Source organism: Saccharothrix sp. ST-888 (assembly GCF_000955975.1).
Lineage (GTDB): Bacteria > Actinomycetota > Actinomycetes > Streptomycetales > Streptomycetaceae > Kitasatospora.
The window spans coordinates 12,672-34,334 of record NZ_JYJF01000006.1 but is presented as its reverse complement, the minus strand read 5'-3'; the positions used below and the strand labels follow the sequence as shown (position 1 = coordinate 34,334).

At 71.5% G+C, this 21,663-nt stretch carries 21 protein-coding genes; 6 read left to right on the top strand and 15 right to left on the bottom strand.

Going from position 1 to position 21,663, the window contains the following annotated elements; all coding sequences use genetic code 11:
* Positions 1-45: 45 nt before the first annotated feature.
* The 6 genes from UK12_RS04675 to UK12_RS04650 all read right to left on the bottom strand — a co-directional run bounded on the left by UK12_RS04675 (position 46) and on the right by UK12_RS04650 (position 4,869).
* A complete protein-coding gene (locus UK12_RS04675) occupies positions 46-837 on the bottom strand; it encodes an oxidoreductase (RefSeq protein WP_045299820.1) in 792 nt (263 codons plus the stop codon).
* Positions 838-934: 97 nt separating this feature from the next.
* Positions 935-1,957 (bottom strand): pirin family protein, encoded by a 1,023-nt coding sequence (locus UK12_RS04670; protein WP_045299818.1) that lies wholly within the window; start codon positions 1,955-1,957, stop codon positions 935-937.
* A 166-nt stretch (positions 1,958-2,123) separates the two neighbouring features.
* Positions 2,124-3,056, bottom strand: coding sequence for an alpha/beta hydrolase (locus UK12_RS04665; protein WP_045299816.1), 933 nt, complete (start codon positions 3,054-3,056; stop codon positions 2,124-2,126).
* 407 nt (positions 3,057-3,463) lie between these two features.
* Complete coding sequence (locus UK12_RS04660) at positions 3,464-3,937, bottom strand: hypothetical protein (protein ID WP_045299814.1); 474 nt, start codon at positions 3,935-3,937, stop codon at positions 3,464-3,466.
* Positions 3,938-4,125: 188 nt separating this feature from the next.
* Positions 4,126-4,344 (bottom strand): hypothetical protein, encoded by a 219-nt coding sequence (locus tag UK12_RS04655; protein ID WP_045299812.1) that lies wholly within the window; start codon positions 4,342-4,344, stop codon positions 4,126-4,128.
* A 147-nt stretch (positions 4,345-4,491) separates the two neighbouring features.
* A complete protein-coding gene (locus tag UK12_RS04650) occupies positions 4,492-4,869 on the bottom strand; it encodes a DoxX family protein (RefSeq protein WP_045299948.1) in 378 nt (125 codons plus the stop codon).
* 725 nt (positions 4,870-5,594) lie between these two features.
* Between UK12_RS04650 and UK12_RS04645 the strand changes: the two genes are divergently transcribed.
* Positions 5,595-8,018, top strand: coding sequence for a HelD family protein (locus UK12_RS04645; protein ID WP_231591044.1), 2,424 nt, complete (start codon positions 5,595-5,597; stop codon positions 8,016-8,018).
* A 577-nt stretch (positions 8,019-8,595) separates the two neighbouring features.
* Here UK12_RS04645 and UK12_RS04640 read toward each other — a convergent pair.
* From UK12_RS04640 to UK12_RS04630, 3 genes are all read right to left on the bottom strand, one after another.
* A complete protein-coding gene (locus UK12_RS04640; protein ID WP_231591043.1) occupies positions 8,596-9,741 on the bottom strand; it encodes an agmatine deiminase family protein in 1,146 nt (381 codons plus the stop codon).
* 166 nt (positions 9,742-9,907) lie between these two features.
* Positions 9,908-11,068, bottom strand: a complete 1,161-nt coding sequence (locus UK12_RS04635) for an agmatine deiminase family protein (RefSeq protein ID WP_045299808.1) — start codon at positions 11,066-11,068, stop codon at positions 9,908-9,910.
* A gap of 517 nt (positions 11,069-11,585) precedes the next feature.
* On the bottom strand, positions 11,586-12,137 hold the full coding sequence (locus UK12_RS04630; protein WP_045299806.1) for a TetR/AcrR family transcriptional regulator: 552 nt from the start codon (positions 12,135-12,137) through the stop codon (positions 11,586-11,588).
* An 87-nt stretch (positions 12,138-12,224) separates the two neighbouring features.
* Here UK12_RS04630 and UK12_RS42990 point away from each other — a divergent pair, with 87 nt between their 5' ends.
* Both UK12_RS42990 and UK12_RS04620 read left to right on the top strand, forming a co-directional pair.
* Positions 12,225-12,620: a protein kinase domain-containing protein gene (locus tag UK12_RS42990; protein ID WP_082119300.1), complete on the top strand. Its 396-nt coding sequence runs from the start codon at positions 12,225-12,227 to the stop codon at positions 12,618-12,620.
* Between the two features lie 56 nt (positions 12,621-12,676).
* Positions 12,677-13,114, top strand: a complete 438-nt coding sequence (locus UK12_RS04620; RefSeq protein ID WP_231591042.1) for an ATP-binding protein — start codon at positions 12,677-12,679, stop codon at positions 13,112-13,114.
* Positions 13,115-13,138: 24 nt separating this feature from the next.
* Here the strand turns inward: UK12_RS04620 and UK12_RS04615 are convergent, their stop codons facing one another.
* From UK12_RS04615 to UK12_RS04605, 3 genes are all read right to left on the bottom strand, one after another.
* Positions 13,139-13,669: a ferritin-like domain-containing protein gene (locus UK12_RS04615; protein WP_045299802.1), complete on the bottom strand. Its 531-nt coding sequence runs from the start codon at positions 13,667-13,669 to the stop codon at positions 13,139-13,141.
* On the bottom strand, positions 13,662-14,324 hold the full coding sequence (locus UK12_RS04610; RefSeq protein ID WP_156178533.1) for a hypothetical protein: 663 nt from the start codon (positions 14,322-14,324) through the stop codon (positions 13,662-13,664). Before UK12_RS04610 ends, UK12_RS04615 begins: the two co-directional genes overlap by 8 nt.
* A 783-nt stretch (positions 14,325-15,107) precedes the next feature.
* Positions 15,108-15,524, bottom strand: coding sequence for a hypothetical protein (locus UK12_RS04605; RefSeq protein WP_052681531.1), 417 nt, complete (start codon positions 15,522-15,524; stop codon positions 15,108-15,110).
* Between the two features lie 224 nt (positions 15,525-15,748).
* Here UK12_RS04605 and UK12_RS04600 point away from each other — a divergent pair, with 224 nt between their 5' ends.
* Entirely contained in the window at positions 15,749-16,255 is a 507-nt protein-coding gene (locus tag UK12_RS04600; protein ID WP_045299800.1) for a TIGR00725 family protein, read from the top strand.
* Positions 16,256-16,327: 72 nt separating this feature from the next.
* On the opposite strand, the gene UK12_RS04595 is transcribed toward UK12_RS04600, so the two are convergent.
* Positions 16,328-17,182: an ABC transporter permease gene (locus tag UK12_RS04595; RefSeq protein WP_045299798.1), complete on the bottom strand. Its 855-nt coding sequence runs from the start codon at positions 17,180-17,182 to the stop codon at positions 16,328-16,330.
* A complete protein-coding gene (locus UK12_RS04590) occupies positions 17,179-18,099 on the bottom strand; it encodes an ABC transporter ATP-binding protein (protein WP_045299796.1) in 921 nt (306 codons plus the stop codon). The genes UK12_RS04595 and UK12_RS04590 overlap by 4 nt, the downstream gene beginning before the upstream one ends.
* A gap of 208 nt (positions 18,100-18,307) precedes the next feature.
* On the opposite strand from UK12_RS04590, the gene UK12_RS04585 reads away from it, so the two are divergent.
* Both UK12_RS04585 and UK12_RS04580 read left to right on the top strand, forming a co-directional pair.
* The gene (locus UK12_RS04585) at positions 18,308-19,480 is read left to right on the top strand and encodes a sensor histidine kinase (RefSeq protein ID WP_045299794.1); all 1,173 of its coding nucleotides are present in this window, start codon (positions 18,308-18,310) and stop codon (positions 19,478-19,480) included.
* Positions 19,477-20,139, top strand: a complete 663-nt coding sequence (locus UK12_RS04580; RefSeq protein WP_045299792.1) for a response regulator — start codon at positions 19,477-19,479, stop codon at positions 20,137-20,139. The genes UK12_RS04585 and UK12_RS04580 overlap by 4 nt, the downstream gene beginning before the upstream one ends.
* 34 nt (positions 20,140-20,173) lie before the next feature.
* On the opposite strand, the gene UK12_RS04575 is transcribed toward UK12_RS04580, so the two are convergent.
* Positions 20,174-21,631: a DUF2079 domain-containing protein gene (locus UK12_RS04575; protein WP_082119313.1), complete on the bottom strand. Its 1,458-nt coding sequence runs from the start codon at positions 21,629-21,631 to the stop codon at positions 20,174-20,176.
* Positions 21,632-21,663 lie beyond the last annotated feature (32 nt).

The following is a 21,663-nucleotide window of genomic DNA, read 5'->3' as shown; positions in this document are numbered from 1 at the left end:
CTTCGACGACCGCTCCGGGCATGGCGGGTCCGCGGTCGGCAGCGGTCAGGTGGTCTTGATCTGGCCGCCGTCGATGACGAATTCGGCGCCGGTGATGTTGGCCGCGCGGGGGGAGGCCAGAAAGAGGACGAGTTCGGCGACCTCGTGGGGTTCGGTGACCCGTCCGGTGGAGATCGCCATCTCCCGCGGGACGACGGTGTCCAGTGCCTCCTCGCCTGTGGTGCCGGCCCCTGCGGCGACAGCCTCGGCGAACCCGCCGGGAGCGGTCCAGAACGGGGTGCGGACCGGTCCGGGCGCGACGGAGTTGACGCGGACGCCCTGGGGCGCGAACTCCTCCGACAGCCCCTTGGTGAGGTTGGTCAGTGCTGCCTTCGCCGCCGAGTAGTCCACGACGGAGGGGAAGGGCAGCCGGGCGTTGATGGAGCTGATGTTGACCACCGCCCCGCCTTGGACCAGCAGGTGCGGCAGCGCGGCACGACTGGTGCGGACCGCGCTGAAGAAGGTCAGCTCGAAGACCCGCTGCCACTCGCCGTCGTCGATGTCCAGGAAGCCGGAACGGGGACTGGTCGCACCGAGGTTGTTGACCAGTACGTCGATCCTGCCGTGCTGCTCGACCGCAGATCGGACCAGCTGGCCGGCACCGTCGGCACCGGCCAGGTCGACGGGGACGAAGGAGACCTCGTACTCCTTGCACAGTGCGGCGAGTTCGGGGGTCTCGGTACGGCTTCCGGCGACCACCCGGACGCCTTCGCGGGCCAGGGCCTCGGTGACCGCGAGCCCGATGCCCTTGCTGGCGCCGGTGACGACGGCGACGTCGCCGGTCAGGTTCAGTTCCATCGGTATGTGCTCCTGGGAGGGGTGGCCCTGTCGTGCTCTGTTCGGCCCTGCTCAGCCCGGCCGGCGGCTGATGGCTGATGGGGCTGATGGGGACTGCTCAGTGCTGCCCGCTCCGATCCGTCCGGTCCGCCCGCCCGGCTTCGCCGCCGGAGGTGCCGTGCGGCAGATACACGGCGGGGATGACGCCGAGCCGGCCGGCCTGGTAGTCCTCGACGGCCTGGCGCAGTTCGGCCTCGGTGTTCATCACGAACGGGCCGTAGTGGGCGACCGGTTCACGGATCGGCCGGCCGCCGATGATCAGGACCTCCAACTCGGGCGTGCGGCTGTCCTGCTGCTGTGCGGCGGCAAGAGTCAGCAGGTCGCCCGCGCCGAAGACGGCCAGCTGGCCGATGTGTACGGGGCGCGCCTCCGGTCCGACCGTTCCCCGGCCCGCGAGCACGTAGACCAGCGCGTTGAAGTCGGGCCGCCAGGGCAGGGTCAGCTCCGCTCCCGCGTTGACGGTGGCGTGGAGCATGGTGATGGGCGTGAAGGTGGAACCCGGGCCGGTGTGGCCGGCCACCTCTCCGGCGATGACGCGGACCAGTGCGCCGCCGTCCTCCGAGGCGAGCAGGACCGCCTCGCGGCCCTCGATGCCCTGGTAGCGCGGCGGGTTCCACTTGTCGGCACTGGGCAGGTTCACCCAGAGCTGGATGCCGTGGAACAGCCCGCCGGAGACCACCAGGTGCTCCGGCGGAGCCTCGATGTGCAGGATGCCGCTCCCGGCGGTCATCCACTGGGTGTCGCCGTTGGTGATGACACCGCCGCCGCCGTTGGAGTCGGCGTGCTCGAAGATGCCGTCGATCATGTAGGTGACGGTCTCGAAGCCGCGGTGCGGGTGCCACGGGGTGCCCTTGGCCTCACCCGGTGCGTACTCGACCTCGCCCATCTGGTCCATGTGCACGAAGGGGTCGAGGTCCCGGAGGCTCACCCCGGCGAAGGCGCGCCTGACGGGGAAGCCCTCCCCCTCCAGGCCGCTGGGGGCGGTGGTCACCGAGCTCACCGGCCGCTGGGAGAGGACCGTGCCGTCGGGTCGGGGTATCCGCGGAAGGGCGAGAATGTTCTGGACGGTGATTGCGGGCATCGGACGCTCCTTCGGAAGCCGTTGCCGGGTTCTGTTCCGTACGTCGGGAACAACACGTGTTGAATGTTGAACATTCCTGGAGCGGTTCCGCCAGGTCCGCCTCCCGCGCTTGAGGCCATCAGCGGACGGCGGACCCGTCCGCCTCTACTCTGCGCCCCTCACCGCGTCAGCGCTGGCCCAGCACTCGGCGCAGGAAGCCGGTGGCCTGGGCGACGGCCGCATGAGCCGAACGGGTGTCGCGCAGCGCGTTCAGCATCACGAAGTCGTGGACGATGCCCTGGTAGCGCACGGCCGTCACGGGCACCCCGGCCCGGCGCAGCTTGCTCGCGTACGCCTCGCCCTCGTCGCGCAGCACGTCGGCCTCGCCCGTGATCACCAGCGCCCGCGGCAGCCCGGTGAGCTGCTCGGTGGTGGCGCGCAGCGGTGAGGCGGTGATCTCGGCCCGCTGGGCGGCATCGGGGGCGTACTGGTCCCAGAACCACTGCATCACGTCGCGCCGCAGGAAGTAGCCCTTGGCGAACTCCCGGTAGGAACCGGTGTCGAAGGCGGCGTCGGTGACCGGGTAGAAGAGCACCTGTCCCGCCAGCTGTACATCGCCCCGTTCCTTGGCCATCAGGGTCAGCGCGGCGGCCATGTTCCCGCCGACCGAGTCTCCGGCCACCGCGATCCGGGACGGGTCGAGCCCGTGCTCGGCACCGTGCTGGACGACCCACTGGGCGGCGGCGTAGCTCTCGCCGATGGCGACCGGGTACCGGGCCTCCGGCGAGAGGCTGTAGTCGACGAACACCACCGCCGCGCCGGTGTCCCGGGCCAGCGTTCGGACCAGCCGGTCATGGGTGTGGCCGTTGCCGAACACCCAGCCCGCGCCGTGGATGTACAGGATCACCGGCAGCGGCCCGGTCGCGTCGGACGGGCGGAAGACGGTGACCGCCGGGTCGCTGAGCACCTCCTTCGTGGTGCCCGGGACCTCGACCTCCGGGCTCTGCAACTCGTCCAGCGTCTTGCGGCCCTCGATCGGTCCCAGGTCGGACAGGTACGGCGGCTTGGCGGTGGCCTCCACCAGGGCCTGGGCGGCAGGCTCGAGTACGGGCTTGGTCATGGTCTGGCTCCTCGGGTGGCGTCGTCCGGATGTCCGGATGGTTGACAGCTATACCCACTCGGGCACCTCCTGGCATCGCACGAACGCACCAACCTGCGGCTCGCGTAGGCGGCCGGCACCCGCACGTCCGCCGCTCTGCGCGACGCGCACGCTACCGGGCGGTGCGGCAGCGGGGCGCCGAGGCGGCCGACCACTGCCCGGAGTACGCGCCGAACGAACGGTCCCCGGACCGTACGGACTTCGTCGCACAGTGGTGACCGTGCCGAACCGCGTAGCCGTCCTGTCCGTCATCCACGGAGTGCCGCCCGCCCCGGCGGCCGTCCTCGCCGAACACAGTCCGGCACGTTCACGTCGGCTGTTCCCGGAGCCCGGCGGAAGGCCCCGGCCCTGGCACGCCGGGCAGGGGGTCATCCGGCGGGCGCGCGGTCCCGCAGGTCCTCGGTGACCGGACGGCCGAGGGCCCCGCTCAGTGCCTTGTCCGCAGCCCGCCGGCCCGCACGCAGATGGGCCCAGGGCGTCGAGTCGATCTCGTGCACGCGTGAGTCGTGAAGCACCGCCCGCACGGCGATCAGGCCCAGCCCCGGTTCACCCCGGACCGGGACACCGCGTCGCAGCTCGCCGTCGTCGGGGACGGGTGGCCGCCGCCCCGGAACCAGCCGGTCCCGCGGCACACCGAGCAGCCAGAGCCGGATCCCCTCCGCCAGTGGCTCCACGCAGTACGGCTCGATCTCATCGGGGCCGACCAGGCTGAGGAACTCGAAGCCCAACTCGCCGTCCGGCAGCGGCTCGAAGTCGAGGGCGACCCGGGCGAAGCCGCCCATGCAGCTCGGCTGGTTGTAGCGGACCTGAACCTCTCGATGGGCCTCGGTGGGAAATCGCATGGCAGCAGCTTCACCGTCATCACCGGTGAGATCAACGCCTTTTGATCGGGCCAGGCACTCCCACCCCGGGGTTGCACGCCCTGCACCTCCACCTGTCGGGCTCGGGTTCGAACCTGAGCTGCTGACGGCAGCCGTCGCCGGCCGGCGGTGCCGCTCGCGCCGGACGGTCGTGCGCTGGTCACCGTCGGCTACACGGACAGAATGCGCCCGATCATGAAGCCGACGGCGCACACGACCATGACCGTGATGATCAGCAGCGGGAACCAGCCGGGCCAGGCGTCGTGCAGTTCCACACGCTCGGCCGTGGAGATCCCGTGGCAGGTTGAGGCCTCGCACTCGGGAGTCTCGGTCGGGCTCGGCGCGTCGGGCCTGACCTCGAGCTTCGGAGCGGAGTCGGTGACGGACATGACGACCTCCAGCGAACGAGGAGACTGCTTCCACGAGGGGAGCCTGCTTCCACGGTCGTACGACGACGTCCTTCAGTCCACTCCCATCGTTCGACGCACAGCGCGACGGGGCGCTGACACCCGGCGGGGCCGGTCCGGCGCCGTCGTTCAGCGCGGCTGTTCGGCGCGGTGGATCCGCAGCGCCCAGAGGATCAGCGGGGCCTGGAGCGGGAGTCGCGCCACGGCCGCGGCGCGCTGGGGGGCGGGGCGGTGGCGCCAGTCGTACGCCATCTTGACGTTGGCCGGGAAGACGGCGGTGAACAGGGCCGCGGCCGCCAGTGCGCCGAGCCGCCTGGTGCGCGGCGCGGCCACCGCCGCACCGACGGCGAGTTCGGCGACTCCACTGGCGTAGGTCCAGGTCCGCGGGCTGCCGGGCAGCGAACGGGGCACGGTCGCGTCGAACTGGCGAGGCTTCGCGAAGTGGGCCGCCCCGGCCGTGAGGAGCAGACCGGCCAGCAGTCTCGCCGAGTTCTTCGATGCCGCCACGGTCACTCCAGGATCCGGGTCCACCTGTCCGGCGGACTACTGCTACCGGACAGTAGCGTCCGGCCTTGGTGAGCGGAAGTCCAGCCCGGCCGCAGGCACGGTGTGGGAGGATCCCACCGGGGGAGGCTCCTCCACCGGACAACAGCCGGACGGTACCGGCAGACCCGCGGCCCACTCCGGAGCGCATCGGCACCCGGCTGCTCGAGGAACTCACCGAGCAATCAGGGGACTTGAACAGTGACGCGCGGCACATCACGCGCGGCGCGCCGCCACTTCGCGCGGAGGTCGTCCGTCCACAGCGGGCGACAGACAGCGGCAAAAAACAGAGACAAGGAGGATACCCACTCCTTGCCACTCTCAACATATAGCGCACTGGGGGCCTTGCGGCAAGGCCCCGGTCATGCCGCAGAATCGTCGGCCGAGGCCGGAATCTGCGGAATTGGGAGGCGCGGAGTGCGTGTGTTGTCGTCGACGCACGGGTCGCGCGGGGACGTCGAACCGATGGTGGGGCTCGCGGTGCGGCTGCGGGAGCTCGGCGCGGAGGTGCGGTCGCCTCGGCGGCCGCGGGATGTGATGCGGTGGTGGCGACCGGCTTGATGCCGGCCGGGCCTGTCACGTGCGCGTAGGTCCCGGCCCCAGATTTTGTTGTGCCGTGAATGGCGGTCATTCCGCCGCCGCCCTCAACTGCTCGGTCAATTGAGGGTCCTGAGTCAATGGAGCTAGCCTTGGTCCCCACGTCGTCATCATCGTCATCGCCCTCATCCGAACTCGAACCCGGACTCGAACCCGATTCAGTTGTCAGTGCCGGAGCCGGAAACGGGACGAACCCTGGCGACGGCGGCGCTCAGCCCTCCGACGGCTGGCGGGCCGGAGAGCTGCGAGCGGAGAACGAGTACGTCGGCAAGCTGTACGACCGCCTCGAAGCGCAGCGCGAACTCGCAACGGCTCGGCTGCGCGAGATCCATCTCCAGGACAAGGGCGGAACGATCCAGTCCCGCATGGAGCGCGACACGCTGGAGATCCACCACACCCGCCGGCTGTCGGAACTGTACGCCGCCGAGTACGGGCTCTGCTTCGGCCGGATCGAGAACGCCGACGGCGAGCGGCGGTACATCGGCCGGATCGCCCTGGCGGACGACGACCACGAGCCGCTCCTCACCGACTGGCGGGCGTCGGCCGCGGAGCCGTTCTACCGGGCGACGCCCGCCGCGCCCGGCGGTGTGGCGGGGCGGCGGCACCTGCGGAGCAAGGGCCGGACCATCGTCGACTTCGACGACGACGCCTTCGGCGTGAGTGCCCTGGAGGGCCGGGACAGCTCCGAGCTCAGCGGGGAGACCGCCCTGCTCGCCTCGCTGACGGCGGCCCGGACCGGGCGGATGGGCGACATCGTCTCCACCATCCAGGCCGAGCAGGACCGGGTGATCCGCTCCGAACTCGGCGGCGTGCTGGTCGTGCAGGGCGGTCCGGGGACCGGCAAGACCGTGGTCGCGCTGCACCGCGCCGCGTACCTGCTCTACACCCACCGCGACCGGCTGGCCAAGCGCGGTGTACTGGTCATCGGGCCGAACACCACGTTCCTGCGCTACATCGACCAGGTACTCCCCGCGCTCGGCGAGAGCGAGGTCGTGCTGAGCAGCATCGGCGCGCTCTACCCGGGCGTGACTGGGACCGACACGGAGACGCCCGAGGCGGCCGCCGTCAAGGGCGACGTACGGATGGCCGGGGTTCTCGCCGCCGGGCTGGACGGCCTGCGGCAGCTGCCGGAGCCGGAGGAGCCGTGGACCATCACCGTGGGCAGAAGGTCGCCCTACGAGGAGGAGCTCCTGATCAGCCGGGCCCTCTGCGAACGGGCCCACGCCGCCGCGCGCAGGACCGGCGAACCCCACAACCCGGCCCGGCCCGCGCTGGTCGAGCGGCTCTCCTCGGAGCTGGCCCTGCGGATCGCCAGGGACCGGGGCGCCAGGGACCAGGGCGCGAGTATGGACCTGGACGCCGTGGTGGACCTCGCCGACGCGCTCGTCGTCGAGCCCGAGTTCCGGGCCCTGACCGACAGGCTGTGGCCGCTGCTGAGCCCGGAGCAGTTGCTCACGACCCTGTTCGGCTCCCCGGAGCTGCTGGCGATGGCCATGCCGGACTTCACCGAGGCCGAACGCGCCGCACTCCTGCGCGAACACCCGGGCCCGGACCAGGCGGCCGCCGTCTGGACCACCGCCGACGTACCGCTTCTCGACGAGGCCGCCGAACTGCTCGGCGCGCTTCCCGGCAGCACCACCTCCCGCCGGGCCGAAGCCGCCGCCGAGGCCGCGGAGCTGGAATTCGCGAAGATCGTCCTCGACGACTTCGGCGTGGGGCTGGTCGAGATGGACGCGCAGATGCTGGCGAGACAGTACCGCGGCGAGGAGTCGCTCCGGCCCCTGGCCGAGCGCGCGGCCGAGGACCGGACCTGGGGCTTCGGGCACGTGATCGTGGACGAGGCGCAGGAGCTCTCCCCCATGGACTGGCGGCTGCTGGCCCGGCGCTGCCCCGGCCGTTCCATGACGATCGTGGGCGACCTGGCGCAGACCGGCGCGCCGGCCGGACTGAGCTCCTGGGGTGAGGCGCTCGACGAGTACACGGCGGGACGCTGGCGTACGGTGGAACTCACCGTCAACTACCGGACTCCGGCCGAGATCATGCGGATCACCGAGGGCGTCCTGCGGGCGGTCGACCCGGCGCTCACCGCCCCCAGTGCGGTGCGAAGCGGCGGGCTCCGTCCGTGGAGCCTCCGGATCCCCGAGAGCGACCGAGGAGCGGCGCTGCGCACCGCCGTCGAGAAGGAGATCGCGGCGCTGGACGGCGGCCGGATGGCGGTCATCCACGCCCCGGCGTGTGCGGTCGAACTGGTCGACGGGTTGGCCGGGTTGGACGGCGTCGCCGCTTTCACCGACGGTCCGTCGGCACTGGACTCGCCCGTCGTGCTGATGACGGCCGCTCAGGCCAAGGGACTTGAGTTCGATGCGGTCCTCGTCGTGGAGCCCGCGGAGATCCTCGCGGCACACACCCGCGGCGCGAACGACCTCTACGTCGCACTCACGCGCGCAACGAGGAGCCTCGGGGTCATCCACAGCCGGGAGCTGCCGGAGATGCTGGCGGGCCTGGACCCCCGCTGACCGGCACGGCCACCGACGGGCCCACCCCGGACGACGTCAGGAACCCCTGCCTCGACACCTTTCCCGCACCTCGTACGACGACCACCACAACCCGTCCAACCGACCGGCAGTGCGGCGGTGCAGGCGGCCGCTGCCACCGCCCGCACCGCCCCGCCCTTCCCTGCCCTTCGAACGAACAGTTTTTTGATGTTCGTTCATATGAGCGAGCAAAATCGGATCCTTGGCATGAACGGGCTGAAATTTCGTATATACCTCATGACGACTCGGACGCGATTGCGACCGGCCCTCGAATCGACGGCTGAGGCAGGATCGAATGAGCGCCAGCAAAGCCTGGCCGGCACGGTCACGAGGGTGGGGCGTGCTCACCGAGGCGGCCCCGGCACGGGTCAGCGCCGTCGGCGCGGTGGGGCGGTCAGCGCGGTGGCGCGGTCAGCGACGTCGCAGTGTCGCCGACGGCGACCGGTCGGCCCGGGGCGGCGAAGCGCTCCCGGGCCGACCGGGGTGTGGGTGGGACCACCACACGGCGGGCCCGGCACGTGGATCGTCTCCTAGACCGACCGGTGTGGTGACCGGACGCTCAGGCCGCAGGCTTGCCGGGCTGGTCGTGCGTCGAGCAGTGGATGCCGCCGCCGCCGGAGGCGATGTTGTCGATCTTCAGCTGCACGATGTCACGGCCGGGGAACTGGTCGCGCAGGATCTGCCGCGCCCGGTCGTCGGCTGCGGCGTCACCGAACCGGGGCATGAACAGCGACTTGTTGGCGACGTAGAAGTTGATGTACGAGGACACGAAGGCGTCGCCCCGGCCGGTGATCCTGTCCGGGTCGGGCTGGGGCAGCTCGATCACCTGAAGGCGCTTGCCGTTCGCGTCCGTCGCGTCCTTGAGCACCTCCTTGGCCTGGGCGGCGGAACGCGACCAGACGTCGTCGGGGGCTCCGGGGAACGGCTGGTCCAGGATCACGACACCCGGGGCCGCGAACCGCACCAGGCAGTCGACGTGTGCGTCGGTGATGTCCTTGTCACGCACACCGGCGAACCAGATCACCTTCGTGACGCCCAGCGCCTGCTTCAGCTCGGCCTCGATCTGCTCCCGGCTCTTGCCCGGGTTGCGGCGCTCGTTGACCACCGAGCTCTCGGTGACCAGCAGGGTCCCCTGGCCGTCGGTCTCGAAGGAGCCGCCTTCGGCGACCACCGGCGTCGTGATCCGCGGAATGCCGTACTTGCCCAGTACCGCAGCGGCGAGCTTGCTGTCGTTGCCGTGCTCCTTCTGCTTGTTCCCCCAGCCGCTGAAGTTGAAGTCGACGCCCTTGAGCGTGCCCGCGTCCTCCACGAAAACCGAGATGGAGTCCCGCGCCCACAGATCGTCCACGGGCAGCGGGACGACCTCCACCTCGGACCCGCACGCCCGCTGCGCGGCATCCGCCTGCCCCGGCCGCGCGAACATCACCACCGGCTCGTAGCCCGCGACGGCCCGCGCCAGACCCGCGATGTCCGAGCGGACGTCCGGCAGCTGGCTGTCCCAGATGCCGGTCGAGGCCGGCCAGGCCATGAACGTCCGCTCGTGGCTCTCCCACTCCGCGCCGAACCGACGCCCCTGCGTCCCACCCGGCGCCGACGGCTGGGCGGCACCCGGGGCCGGCGCTCCGTCCGTCTCGTCGTCGCCCGACGGGACGCACGCCGCGCCTCCGAAGGCCAACAGGCCGACACCGGCCACGGACCGCAGCATCGTCCGACGGGAGAAGGAGGAATCTGACACAGGACACTCCGACAGAGAAAAGGTGAGCTTTTTCTGGGGCGTGGACACCCCACTTCGTCCGGCTGCGGGGCAGGGCAGCCAGGCGGTCTTCGCGGTCTGGGGAATCCGCTGCATCTGGTCCGGGCCCGGATCCAGGCTACGGCAGCGGTTCGTGCATCGTGGAGCAGTGGATCCCACCGCCGCCGGACATCAGGCGGTCGACGTCGAGCTGGACCACCTCGCGCCCGGGGAAGGCTCCGGCCAGGGTCTGCCTCGCCGCCGCGTCCTTCACCACGTCGCCGAACTGCGCGGTGATCACAGCACCGTTGACCAGGTGGAAGTTGAGGTACGAGTCGACGAACTTGGGGTCGCGGGACCTCACGGTGTCGGGGCCGTCCACCCGGATCACCTGCAGTCTCCGGCCCCTGGCGTCGGTGGCCCCCGCGAGGATGCCGAACTGCTCGCGGGCGTCCCTGGCCCACACGTCGGTGCGGTCCGCCGGGGGCAGCTGCACCATCACGACGCCCGGCCGGACGAACCGCGAGGTGACGTCGATGTGGTCGTCCGTGATGTCCTTGCCCTTGATACCGGGCACCCAGATCATCTTGTCCGCGCCGTAGGCGCGCAGGACCGCGTCCTCGATCTCGTCCCGGCTCATCCCGCGATTGCGGTTCTTGTTCACGAGGCTGCTCTCGGTGGCCATAACGGTGCCGTCGCCGTCCGTCTCGATCGCCCCTCCCTCACCGACGAAGTCCGCCCTGCTGAAGCGCAGACCGTCGTAGTCGGCGACGTTCCGCGCGACCAGGGCGTCGTCGTCGTGGGTCTGCTTGTTGCCCCAGCCGTTGAAGTTGAGGCCGACGGCGTCGAGCCCGCCGCGGCCGTCCCGCCGGAAGACCGGCGCGATGTCGCGCATCCAGAGATCGTCCGTGGGGATCGAGCTGATCACGCTGACACCCGGGCCGCACAAGGACCGGGCGGCGGCGGCACTCTCCTCGTCCGGGGCCGCCATGACCAGCGGCTCGTAGCGTGCGATCGTCCGGGCGATCAGGGCGATGTCCTGCTGTACGCCGCCCAGTTGCCGGCCCCAGATGGACTTGCGGGACGGCCAGGACATCCAGGTACGTGCGTGGGGTACGTCGTCCCGGTCCACCCACCAGTTCGGGGCCGCCGCGCTCGCAGGCTGCGCGGCACCCACCACCGAGCCCAGGGCCGCCCCGGCCACACCGAGACCGGCGGCGCCCAGGACCCCTCTGCGTGAGGGCGTCGCCCCGAAGAACCGACTGCCGAACGTGCGGCTGACACTGTACGGATCACTCATGAGGTCTCCAGATCAAGTATTGCGTGCCGAGTCGGCGGGACACCCCTCCGGTCGACACCCCGATGCCGGTCCTACGGCAGCCGCTGCCCACCCGCCCGCATTCACCAACGGGCGGGGTCACCGGGCGCCACTCGTACCTGGCGCTGCCGTACCCACACTGTGACACTGACTGAAAATTCAGTCAAGAATGGAGAAAGTGTGCGTGCCACCCCACCCACAGCGGTGAACGCCTACGGGAATTGCGGCGAGCGGTGAGCCCAGGCGAGCCCACGGGAGGGCGAACGCGGACAGCGGACCGGCGGCGCGGGTAGCCTGGCCGGTCTACAGCAGCCGGGCGGCGCGAGCGGCCCCGGCCGATCGACGGGTTGGCGTGGAAACAGCGCTCGGGCACCTGCGGCGAGCAGCCCGAACGCCTTCTTCGAGGCCGGACGAGCGCCGTCCGCCACCTCGGACACGGGCCTTCAGCGCCCGGCCGTCAGCATCCGAACTTCACAGCCCGGCCTTCACTGCCCAGCTGTCAGCGCAGTCGCTGCAGCTCGGCGTCGATCGCACCCGCCATCAGTTCGCGCGCGTGCGCCAACGGCAGACTGCCGCTGAGCCAGCGCACGCTCAGGCCCTCCAGGAGCGCGGTCAGGCGCTCGGCCGAGCCGGCCAGCGCGGCAGCCCCGCCCATCGGCCGGACCCGGCCCAGCAGTTCGGCGACCTCCTGCACCCACACGAGCGTGGCCCGCGCCAGGTCCTCCCGCAGTTCGGGGTCGAACACCGCACTCGCCCGCAGCTCTCCCCAGGCCGCGCTGTTCTCCCGCACCTCGGCGGTGTCCTGGAGCTCCAGCAGCAGCGTCTGCTCCAACTCGCCTCGTGCATCGAGTGGTTGGGCGCCGGTTTCCCGCTCCGTCGTGTACCGCTCGGCGCGGTCGCTGATGAACTCCAGCGTCGCCCGCAGAATCCCGGTGCGGTCCTTGAAGTGGTAGTAGATCAGCGCGGTGGACACGCCCGCCTCGGCCGCGAGTTCCTCCACCCGCAGGCCGCGGACTCCGCGCCGGGCGATGACCCGCGCGGCCGCTTCCATGATTGCTGTTCTACGGTCAGCCACAGCCCAACACCCTACCTGGGGTTCCGCCCCGGCCCGAACCTCATTCCTGACTGAAATTACAGTCTGGTAGGATCCGATGTCACTCGGAGCGACGCACCGCCGCCGGACCGCGCGGGCATACCTCGTGGCGCGCGCGGGCCGCATTCGCCTACCCGCCCGGAGAACCACCATGACCACGTCGGCGTGGTGCACCGTGACCTGAAGCCCGCCAACGTCCTGATCGCCGCCGACGGCCCGCGCGTCATCGACTTCGGCATCGCCCGAGCCGCCGACGCCAGTGCTCTCACCGGAACCGGCCTGCGGATCGGCTCACCGGCCTTCATGGCACCCGAGCAGGCCCTGGGCAGACCGACCGGACCGGCCACCGACGTCTTCGCCCTGGGTGCGCTGGCCGTCTACGTCGCGGGCGGGACACCGCCGTTCGGCGACGGCCCGAATGAATCTCCGGTGTGCGGGTAGGCGGCGCGGAGACCAGGGTGGACCCGGGCCCGCGTACCGGGGGGAAGGTGCAGGACGTGTTGGAGGCAGGACCGCTGGACGGGCAGCTCGAAAGCCGGGTACGGCTGTGGGCCGGCGCCACGTACGACGGCAGACCGGGCACCATCGCTGCGGCCCGGCGCTTCGCCACCGACTTCCTGGCCGAGGTGCAGACGGTCTACGGCGTCCCGGTCACCGCGGTGGCCGCCGAAACGGTGCGGCTGGTCGTCAGCGAACTCGTCACCAACGCCGCGAAGTACGCGCCCGGCCCCTGCCTGCTGGATCTCGAACTCACGGCCGACGACGTCCGGGTCACCGTCTGGGACACCGAGGCCACGCTCCCCGCTCCACGCTCGCCGGACCCGCAGCGGGTCGGTCGGCACGGGCTGGAGATCGTCCTGGCACTCTGCCGACGCTGCGAGATCGACCGCCACGCCGGCGGCAAGCGCGTCCGCGCCCACCTCCCGCTGGACTGACGCCGCCGGTGAAAGTGAGCGGTCTCAGCGGTCGGACTCCAGGAAGGTGAGCATGTCGTCGGCGTGCTCCTCCTCGCGGGCCAGGATCTCCTCCAGGATCCGCCTCGTGGTCGGGTCGCCGTCCCCGAGCCATTCGATCATCTCGCTGTAGGAGGCGATGGCGATCCGCTCCGCCACCAGGTTCTCCCGGATCATCTGCCTGAGGTCCGTGGCGGGGACGTACTCGGAGTGGGCGCGTCCGACCACCCGCTCCGGGTCCAGGTCGGGTGTGCCGCCGAGCTGGGCGATCCGGCCCGCGAGCAGGTCGGCGTGCCCCTGCTCCTCGTTGGAGTGCTCCAGGAACTCCTGGGCGACCGGCTCCGAGTCGAGCCCCTTCGCCATGAAGTGGTGCTGGCGGTAGCGGAGCGTGCAGACGATCTCGGTGGCCAGGGCGGTGTTGAGCAGTTCGATCACCCGGGGCAGGTCCGCGTGGTACGCATCGGTGACCGGGCCGTTCATGATCTCGGCGCGGGCCTTGGCCCGCAGCTCATGGACATCGGTCAGGAAGTCAGCCATGGAGTCCTCCGGGGACGGGCGCGCCGGGACGGCGCGCGAGGGGGCGAAGTCCGGCCCGCGCCTGCCCCAGCAGATCATCCGCACACCGATCCCGCTCGGCGGCGCCGCACTCACCCCGGGCGGGAGGCGCCGAAGCGGTCTGCGCGGGTCGACCGTCCGGGTGAGTCCGGGCGGCCGCCGCACCGCCGGTGGTGGGAACGGTCCAGATCGTGCCGAGCACACTGTCGGCGACGTAGAGCACACTGCTTCGCGGGTCCAGCGCCATTCCGTTGGGCAGGCCGTTGGCGGGCAGGGCTGCGATCCGTTCCGGATTCCCGTGCGGACGTATCCGCCACACGCCGGTCAGGTCGGCGCTGCCGGCCGCATACAGGCAGTACAGGGTTCCGTCCTGGCCCCGGACGATGCCCATGGTGGCCGCGAAGTGCAGGACCGGCGTGTTGACCCCGCCGTCAGCGGGCAGCGGCATGGTGGCCAGGATGCGCGTCGCACCGTCGGCACCGACCCTGGCCACCTGCCGGGACACCGAGAACGTCACGTCGAGGTCGCCGTCGGGCTCCTGCGTGACGTTCTCGGGTGTCTGACCCCGGCTGAGGTCGAAGTGCGCGGCGAAGCGGACCGCGGCACCGGGTACAGCAGCGGCGGCTGCCGTCGGCACCGAAGCGATGGTGCCGATTCCAGCGGCCAGGGCGAGGCAACTCACTACTGCCAGTAGCTTCTTCCTGGTTCCTCCACGGATTTTCGGGGGCGTGGGGCCACTCACCGGCATCGCTCGATTCCGCGATGCCGGTGAGCACGCCGGGCTCCCCGCAACCGATGTCGACTGTTCGTCTGGGCGTCTGGGCGTCTGGGCGAGTCGGCGTCAGTTCTCTTCGGTCAGCACCAGTTCGACCGGAGCATTGGCACCGCACTGGTTGGTGCGCCGAGGCGCTTCGGCCTCACGAAGCGAACACCGACAGCCCGACGTCCGCCGATCGCAGCCGCGATCGGCGCGCCCGCAGGACTGCCCCGGCTGCGACCTCTTGTCCATGCGGCCAAGTATGTGCAACCGGGCGCCGAGCAGCCTGCCCCTGCCAGGGGTACTTAGGGGAGCAAGGGGTGGCCGGATGGCCCGAACGAGAAGACCTAGCTGGCGAGTTGGGCGTCCAGGGCGGCGCAGAGCCAGTCGTGGGCGGCGCCGGCGGTCGGGGCGGGTGAGCCGGACGGAAGTCCCGGTCGGGCCGGTGCGATGCCGGCTGCGTGTGTTCGGCGCCGAGGCGTGCGTCGCAGGTGCCGGAGACGAGGGCGTGCAGCCGGGCGAAGGTCAGGACCTGGGCCGGGGTCGGGTCGGCGGGGGGCTGCGGGGCGGGTCCACCACGAAGATCCGTCCGGCCTGGGAAACAGGGCCGGCCGGCCGCGACTTCCGGCACACGGGCCGTCCCGGTTCGGAACCCCGGACCGGTCAGGTCTGCGGTGCGTCGACGATGCCACGCAGGACAGCGTCGGCCTCTCCCCGCCTGAGGCGTTGTTCGGCGGTCCACTCCCGTATCTCCTGGACCTTGACCGCGTCGGCGGCTGCGTCCGTGTCCAGCACCGTGGCTGCGCCGTCGCCGAGGTCGACGACCTGCTGGACCATCCTGCCGGTGGCCAGGATGGACATGACGACCAGGAACTCGTCCGTCACCTCCGGGGTGAGGTGGACCTGGTCCTCGGCGCGGATGTCGATGCCTATCTCGTCGCTCCGGGAGGTGAGCAGCCCGACGGACCCCGTGACCAGGCGGCCCAGCACCCTGAACTGGTCGGGGTCCATGCGGGCCTGGACCGTGGCGAGGTACAGGCGGACCTGATCGGCCCGGCTGAGCGGTGCTTCGTCGTTCATACGGATCATCCTGCCCCGGATCCCGGACATCCGACAGAGCCTGTCTCCAGCGACGATCGCCGATTGTCGGTATCGCCGCGTGCCGGGGCGACGGCCCGGCCTTCCCAGGGGAGACGGGTCCACCGGGAGACCGGTTCTCCTGCGGGTCTCGCGGGCGGCGAAGCGTTCAGGTGCTATAAGCCTCTGGGGAGGGCTCCGCTGTCCGACTGGAGGAGACGAACGGCATGTCCGCAGCTGCCTCGGCACCCCCGTTCTGCCCCTACGTCGCCGTCGTGGGTCCGGGTGACGCAACGCGGGAGGAGAGCGCAACGGCACGTCGCGTCGGCACTCTCCTGGCCGGGCACGGCGCCGTGGTGGTCTGCGGTGGCCTGGGAGGTGTGATGGAGGCGGCCTGCGAAGGCGCACGTCACGCGGGCGGCACCACGGTGGGGCTCCTGCCGGGCACGGACCGCGACGCCGGGAACGCGTTCCTGTCCGTGGCCGTCGCCACCGCACTGGGCGAGCTCCGCAACGGCCTGATCGTCAGCACCAGCGACGCCGTGATCGCGGTGGGAGGCAGCTGGGGCACACTCAGCGAGGTGGCGCTGGCCATGCGTGCGGGCAAGCCGGCGGTCGTGGTCCACGGCTGGGAGGTGCTCGGCCCCCGGGCCGGGGACGGACCACTCCGGACGCCGTCCCCCGACGAAGCGGTGGATGCCGTCCTCGACGCCGTACGGAACAGACCGCGATAGCGGCAGGCCGGCCCACGGCGGGGCCCGTGCGTCGACGGCCGGAGCCCCGACCCCACACTCCCGGAGGCACGTTCACACGTCGCGGCGCCGTACGACGACCACCGCGAGCGTGACCGCGATCAGCGGCCAGAGCGCGTACACGATCCAGGAGCCGGGGACCGTGGCGGTGAACGCGAGGGAGTCGGGATCCGGTGACCAGTTCTCGACCAGGCGCTGCCAGGCGCTGACCGGCATCGCGTGGTTGACGTCGGCGGACCAGAGGGTCCGCGTCGAGAAGAGCGGGGGCAGGATGATCAGTGTGAAGGTGCTGGTGACCATCGTCGTCGCGCTGTGCCGGATCAGGACGCCGAGTCCCAGGCCGAACAGTGCGCAGACCGGGGCCACCAGCGCGGACGCGGCCAGGGCCCGGAGGACCCCGGGGTGGGTGATCGGGACTCCGGCGTGCCGCCCGTTCAGGATGGCCTGGGAGACCAGGAAGGAACCGGTGGAGACGACCGTGCCGACCGCGGTCCAGAGTGCGGCGGTGACGACCGCCTTGGCCAGCACCACCGAGCCGCGGGCGGGGACGGCCACGGTGGTGGTGCGGATCAGGCCGCTGCTGTACTCGCTCACCACCGTGATGGCGCCGATGCTGCCGGCGACGAGCATCAACGTCCAGTAGCCGCCCGGCGGATAGGCGTCGAAGGGCAGGAAGTCGTGGGACTGCCGCGGGTTCGGGCCGGGGTCCGCGAGGTGGTGGTAGTCCGCCAGCGCCGCCACGGCCGCGGATCCGATGACGAAGAGGGTGGTGAAGGCCAGCACCCACGGGATGGAGCGCAGCGACCGTATCTTGATCCACTCGGAGGCGAGCAAATCGCGGAAGCGGACGGGCGGTTCGGCGACGGGCGCGGCCGGGGTGGCCGGGGGGACGGAGGCGAGTGTGGTCATCGGGGCTGTCCTGCCAGGTATTCGACGCTGTCGGCGGTGAGTTCCATGAAGGCTTCCTCCAGTGAGGCGGTTCGGGTGGTCAGCTCGGTCAGCACGATCCGGTTCCCGAAGGCGAGCGCTCCGATCCGGTCCGCCGCCAGCCCGGTGACGGCGAGCCGCTCGGCCCCCGCCGAGCCCTCCGGCTCGACCGACGCGCCCGCACCGGCCAGCACCGCTGCCAGTTCGGCGGCCTGCGGCGTGCCCACCAGGACGCTGGTCCGGGTGCTGCGGGCCGCGAAGTCCCGTACCGACTCGGCGGCGATGAGCCGACCCCGGCCGATGACGACGAGCTCGTCGGCCGTGTTCTCCATCTCCGACATCAGGTGGCTGGAGAGGAAGACCGTGCGGCCCTCGGCGGCCAGGCGCCGGAAGAGGCGGCGCACCCAGAGCACGCCCTCCGGGTCCATGCCGTTGATCGGCTCGTCGAACATCAGCACGGGAGGGTCGCCGAGCAGCGCGGTGGCGATCCCGAGCCGCTGCTTCATCCCGAGCGAGAACCCGCCGATGCGGCGGCCCGCCGCCTCCGCCAGGCCCACCTCCTGCAGCACCTCGTCCACCCGGCGCAGCGGGATGCCGTTGCTGCGGGCGAGGGCGGACAGGTGGGCCGCGGCGCTCCGTCCGCCGTGGACCTGGTTGGCGTCCAGGAGGGCGCCGACGTGCCGCAGTCCGCGCGGGTGGCTGCGGAAGGGGACGCCGCCGACGGTCGCGGTTCCGGCGGTGGGTGCGTCCAGGCCGAGGATCATCCGCAGGGTGGTGGTCTTGCCCGCTCCGTTGGGGCCGAGGAACCCGGTGACCCGGCCCGGCCGGACGGTGAAGGACAGTTGGTCGACGGCGGTCTTGCTGCCGTAGCGCTTGGTGAGTTCGTTGACTTCGATCACAGGGGCAACCCTGCCGGGCGGTCCGCCGTCCGGGCATCGGTCCGTGGGCGACACTCGCGCGGCCGGGTCGGCCGGCGGGCGTACATCCCCGGGTCGATGCCGAGCGGGCAGCGGCTGGTTAGTCTCGCGGCATGGACACCACACCGACCACGCAGCTGCCTGCGCGCGCTTCGCACCGCAACCTCCCGCTCGGAAGGGCGCAGCGCCGATGACGAGAACGAAGGTCATGGCCTGGGCGGGCGGTGTCCTCTACCTCCTCGTGGTGGGTCTGCTGGTGGGGGGTATGCCGCGGGCTTCGGGCACGGTCCACGCGGTCGGGTCTCTGCTGGCCGTGAGCCTGCTCGTCGGTGTGCTGCGACGGATGCCGCTGCTGGCTCTGGCCATGACGCTCTTCGGGTCCACCGCCATGGTGGTGGGCACCCCGAGTTCCCACCATGCGAGCGTGTCGGTGTCGTATCAGGGCCAGTTCCTGTCGTACCTGGCGGTGGACTTCGTCCTGGGCTTCATCGTCGCCACCCGCACGCGGCGGGCTTCGATCGTCGCCACGGCCGTCTCGTTCGTCGTACAACTCCTGGTGATCGGCGGCTTCGCGCACGGGGACAACGTGACCGTCAACGTCGTGATCGCCCTCTTGGCGATGGCCGCATCCTGCATGGTCGGTCTGCTGAGCCGCGAGCGCCGCGAGCACGCGGTGGCGCTGCGCTCGCAGGAGGTGGCCGAGGCCGTGACCGCCGAACGGCTGCGGATCGCACGGGAGTTGCACGACATGGTCGCGCACAGCATCGGCATCATCGCCATCCAGGCCGGGGTGGGGAGCCGGGTCATCGAGACGCAGCCCGCGGAGGCGCGCGAGGCACTTCGAGCCATCGAGGCGACCAGCAGGGAGACCCTGTCGGGCCTTCGGCGCACGCTGGTGGCACTCCGTCAGGCCGACCCGGACGCGGCCTCGGGCCAGGCGCCGCTCGCGCCGTCGCCGGGCCTGGCGGACCTCGAACGGCTGGCGGCGGCGACCGCGGACGCGGGGGTCCGCGTCGAGGTGCGCCGCAGCGGGGAGCAGCGTGCGCTGCCGGCCGACATCGACCTGTCCGCCTACCGTATCGTGCAGGAGGCGCTGACCAACGTGGTCCGCCACGCGGGCACCGGGCACTGCCGGGTGGCCATCGGCTACGGGGACGGGGAGTTGTCTGTGGAGGTCGTCGACGACGGGCGCGGCAGCACCGGGAACGGCTCGGCCCACGGCTTCGGCATCGTGGGCATGCGGGAGCGGGTCGGCCTGCTGCACGGCCGGCTCAGCGCCGGGCCGCGTCCCGAGGGCGGCTTCCGGGTGGCGGCCCGGCTCCCGCTGCCCGAGGCCGTCGGAGTTCCGGTGGAGACCCGATGACCGTCCGGGTCGTACTCGCCGACGACCAGCCGTTGGTGCGGTCCGGTCTGCGTGTGATCATGGCGGACCATCCCGACCTGGAGGTCGTCGGTGAGGCCGCCACCGGTGCCCAGGCGGTCCAACTGGTCGGCGAGGTCAGTCCCGACGTCGTGGTGATGGACATCCGGATGCCCGGCATGGACGGGATCGAGGCCACCCGCCAGATCACGGCCGGTCTGACGGCGACCCGCGTCCTCGTCCTGACCACCTTCGACGAGGACGACCACGTCTACGGCGCGCTCCGGGCCGGCGCGAGCGGCTTCGTGGTCAAGGACATGGCGCTGGACGACATCCTCGCGGCGGTCCGGGTGGTCGCCGCCGGCGACGCCCTGATCGCACCGGGTGTGACACGCCGTCTGATCGCCGACTTCGTCGGGCGCCCCGGGGCTGTCCCGGAGCACTCCCCACGGCCGGTCGAGGGCATCACCGAACGGGAACGGGAGGTGCTGACCCTGGTCGGCCGCGGCCGCTCGAACACCGAGATCGCGGAGGACCTCTTCATCACGGTCGCCACGGCCAAGACGCACGTGTCACGGCTGTTCGGCAAACTGGGCGCCCGGGACCGGGTCCAACTCGTCATCACCGCCTACGAGATGGGGCTGGTCACGCCACCCCGCTGAGCACGGGCCAGGGCCGGTGCCAGGGCCGGGCCCGCTACGGCCGGCGGAGGACGGTGATGCCGTCCTCCTCGGCGATCGTCAGGTACCCGGCGGCCCGGTAGACGTCGAGCATTCGGGCGGTCTGCGCGGCGGCGCACGGTGTTCTGACGGTGGGGTCGGTACGGTCCGCGACCACCCAGTCGGGCGGGGTGGCGGCGTAGGGGCCGGGCTCGCGGCAGACCAGGCCGACGGTGGTGCGGGACACCAGCAGCGGGGCGAGCCGGTTGCTCGACGCCACCGAGGCGCCGTCCGGTATTCGGTCCAACAGGCGGTGTGCGGTGCGGACATGGGCCGAGGTCTGCCAGGTCGACGGCAGGAACAGATCGTGCAGCGGGTAGACGACGGTGGTGAGCGCGGCGAACGCGGCGCAGCCGAGCAGGATCCGCCTGAGCACGGCCGGGCGACGGAGGTCGGCCCGGCGTCCGAGCACCTCGACCAGGCCCGCGAAGAGGATCGGCATCAGCACTGCGCTGTAGTGGTAACTCGGCTGCCAGTAATGGACGTTGTCGGCCAGCAGGCGCCAGGCCAGGGTGGGTGCGCAGAGCAGGACGAGTGGTGAGCGGAGGCCGGCTGCGGCGGTCGGCGCGGCGAGCATGGCGAACAGCAGCCACTTCACCGGGGGCCAGACCAGCCGGAGCGGCAGCCCCGGTACGCTGCCGTCGGAGGAGGGTGCCGAGTCGGCCGTACCTGGCAGTTGGTGCCAGTAGTCGAAGGCACCGTGCGGGTTGGCCAGCGGCAGCAGGACCGTCATCTCCAGCACGGTCGCGGCCACCCCGAACAGGGCCACCACGAGGCCCAGCCGCCGGGCCCGCCTCCCCCGCCCGTACCAGGCGATGTACGCCCCGACGGCCGCGACGGTCAGCCCGAGGTCCTCCTTGACCAGCACCAGCGGCAGCACCCAGAGCACGGCGGCCCGCCACCGCCGCGCGGCCAGCGCCTCCGTGCCGAAGGCCAGCAGCGGCACGGCGAAGGCGATCTCGTGGAAGTCGTACGAGACCGCCGAGACGATCCCCCAGGAGGCGCCCACCGAGCAGCCGACCACCAGTCCGGCGACCGGCCCGGCCGTCCGGTGGGCCCAGCGGGTCAGTGGCAGACAGGCGAGGGCCATCAGCGCCGCCTGGACCACCAGCAGGGTCAGCGGGGTGGGGAACAGCCGGTATGCGGGGGCCAGCAGGGCGAGCACCGGGTGGAAGTGGTCGCCGAGCAGGTTGTAGCCCGGGCCCTTCAACTCCGCGATCGGCGCCCCGCCGTGGGCGTAGGCGCGGACGGCCTGCTCGAAGATCCCCAGGTCGTACGCGGCACTCAGCATCCGTTCGTGCCGCCGGACCGACACCAGCACGTACAGGACGAAGAACAGCCCGGTGACGGCGAGGGCCATCCGCTGCGGGCCCGGCCAGGTCCGCCGGGGGGCCGTCCGAGGAAGCACGCGTCGATGGGCCAAGTTGTCGATCATCTGCACACCACTTCACTAGTTAACTAGTGGAA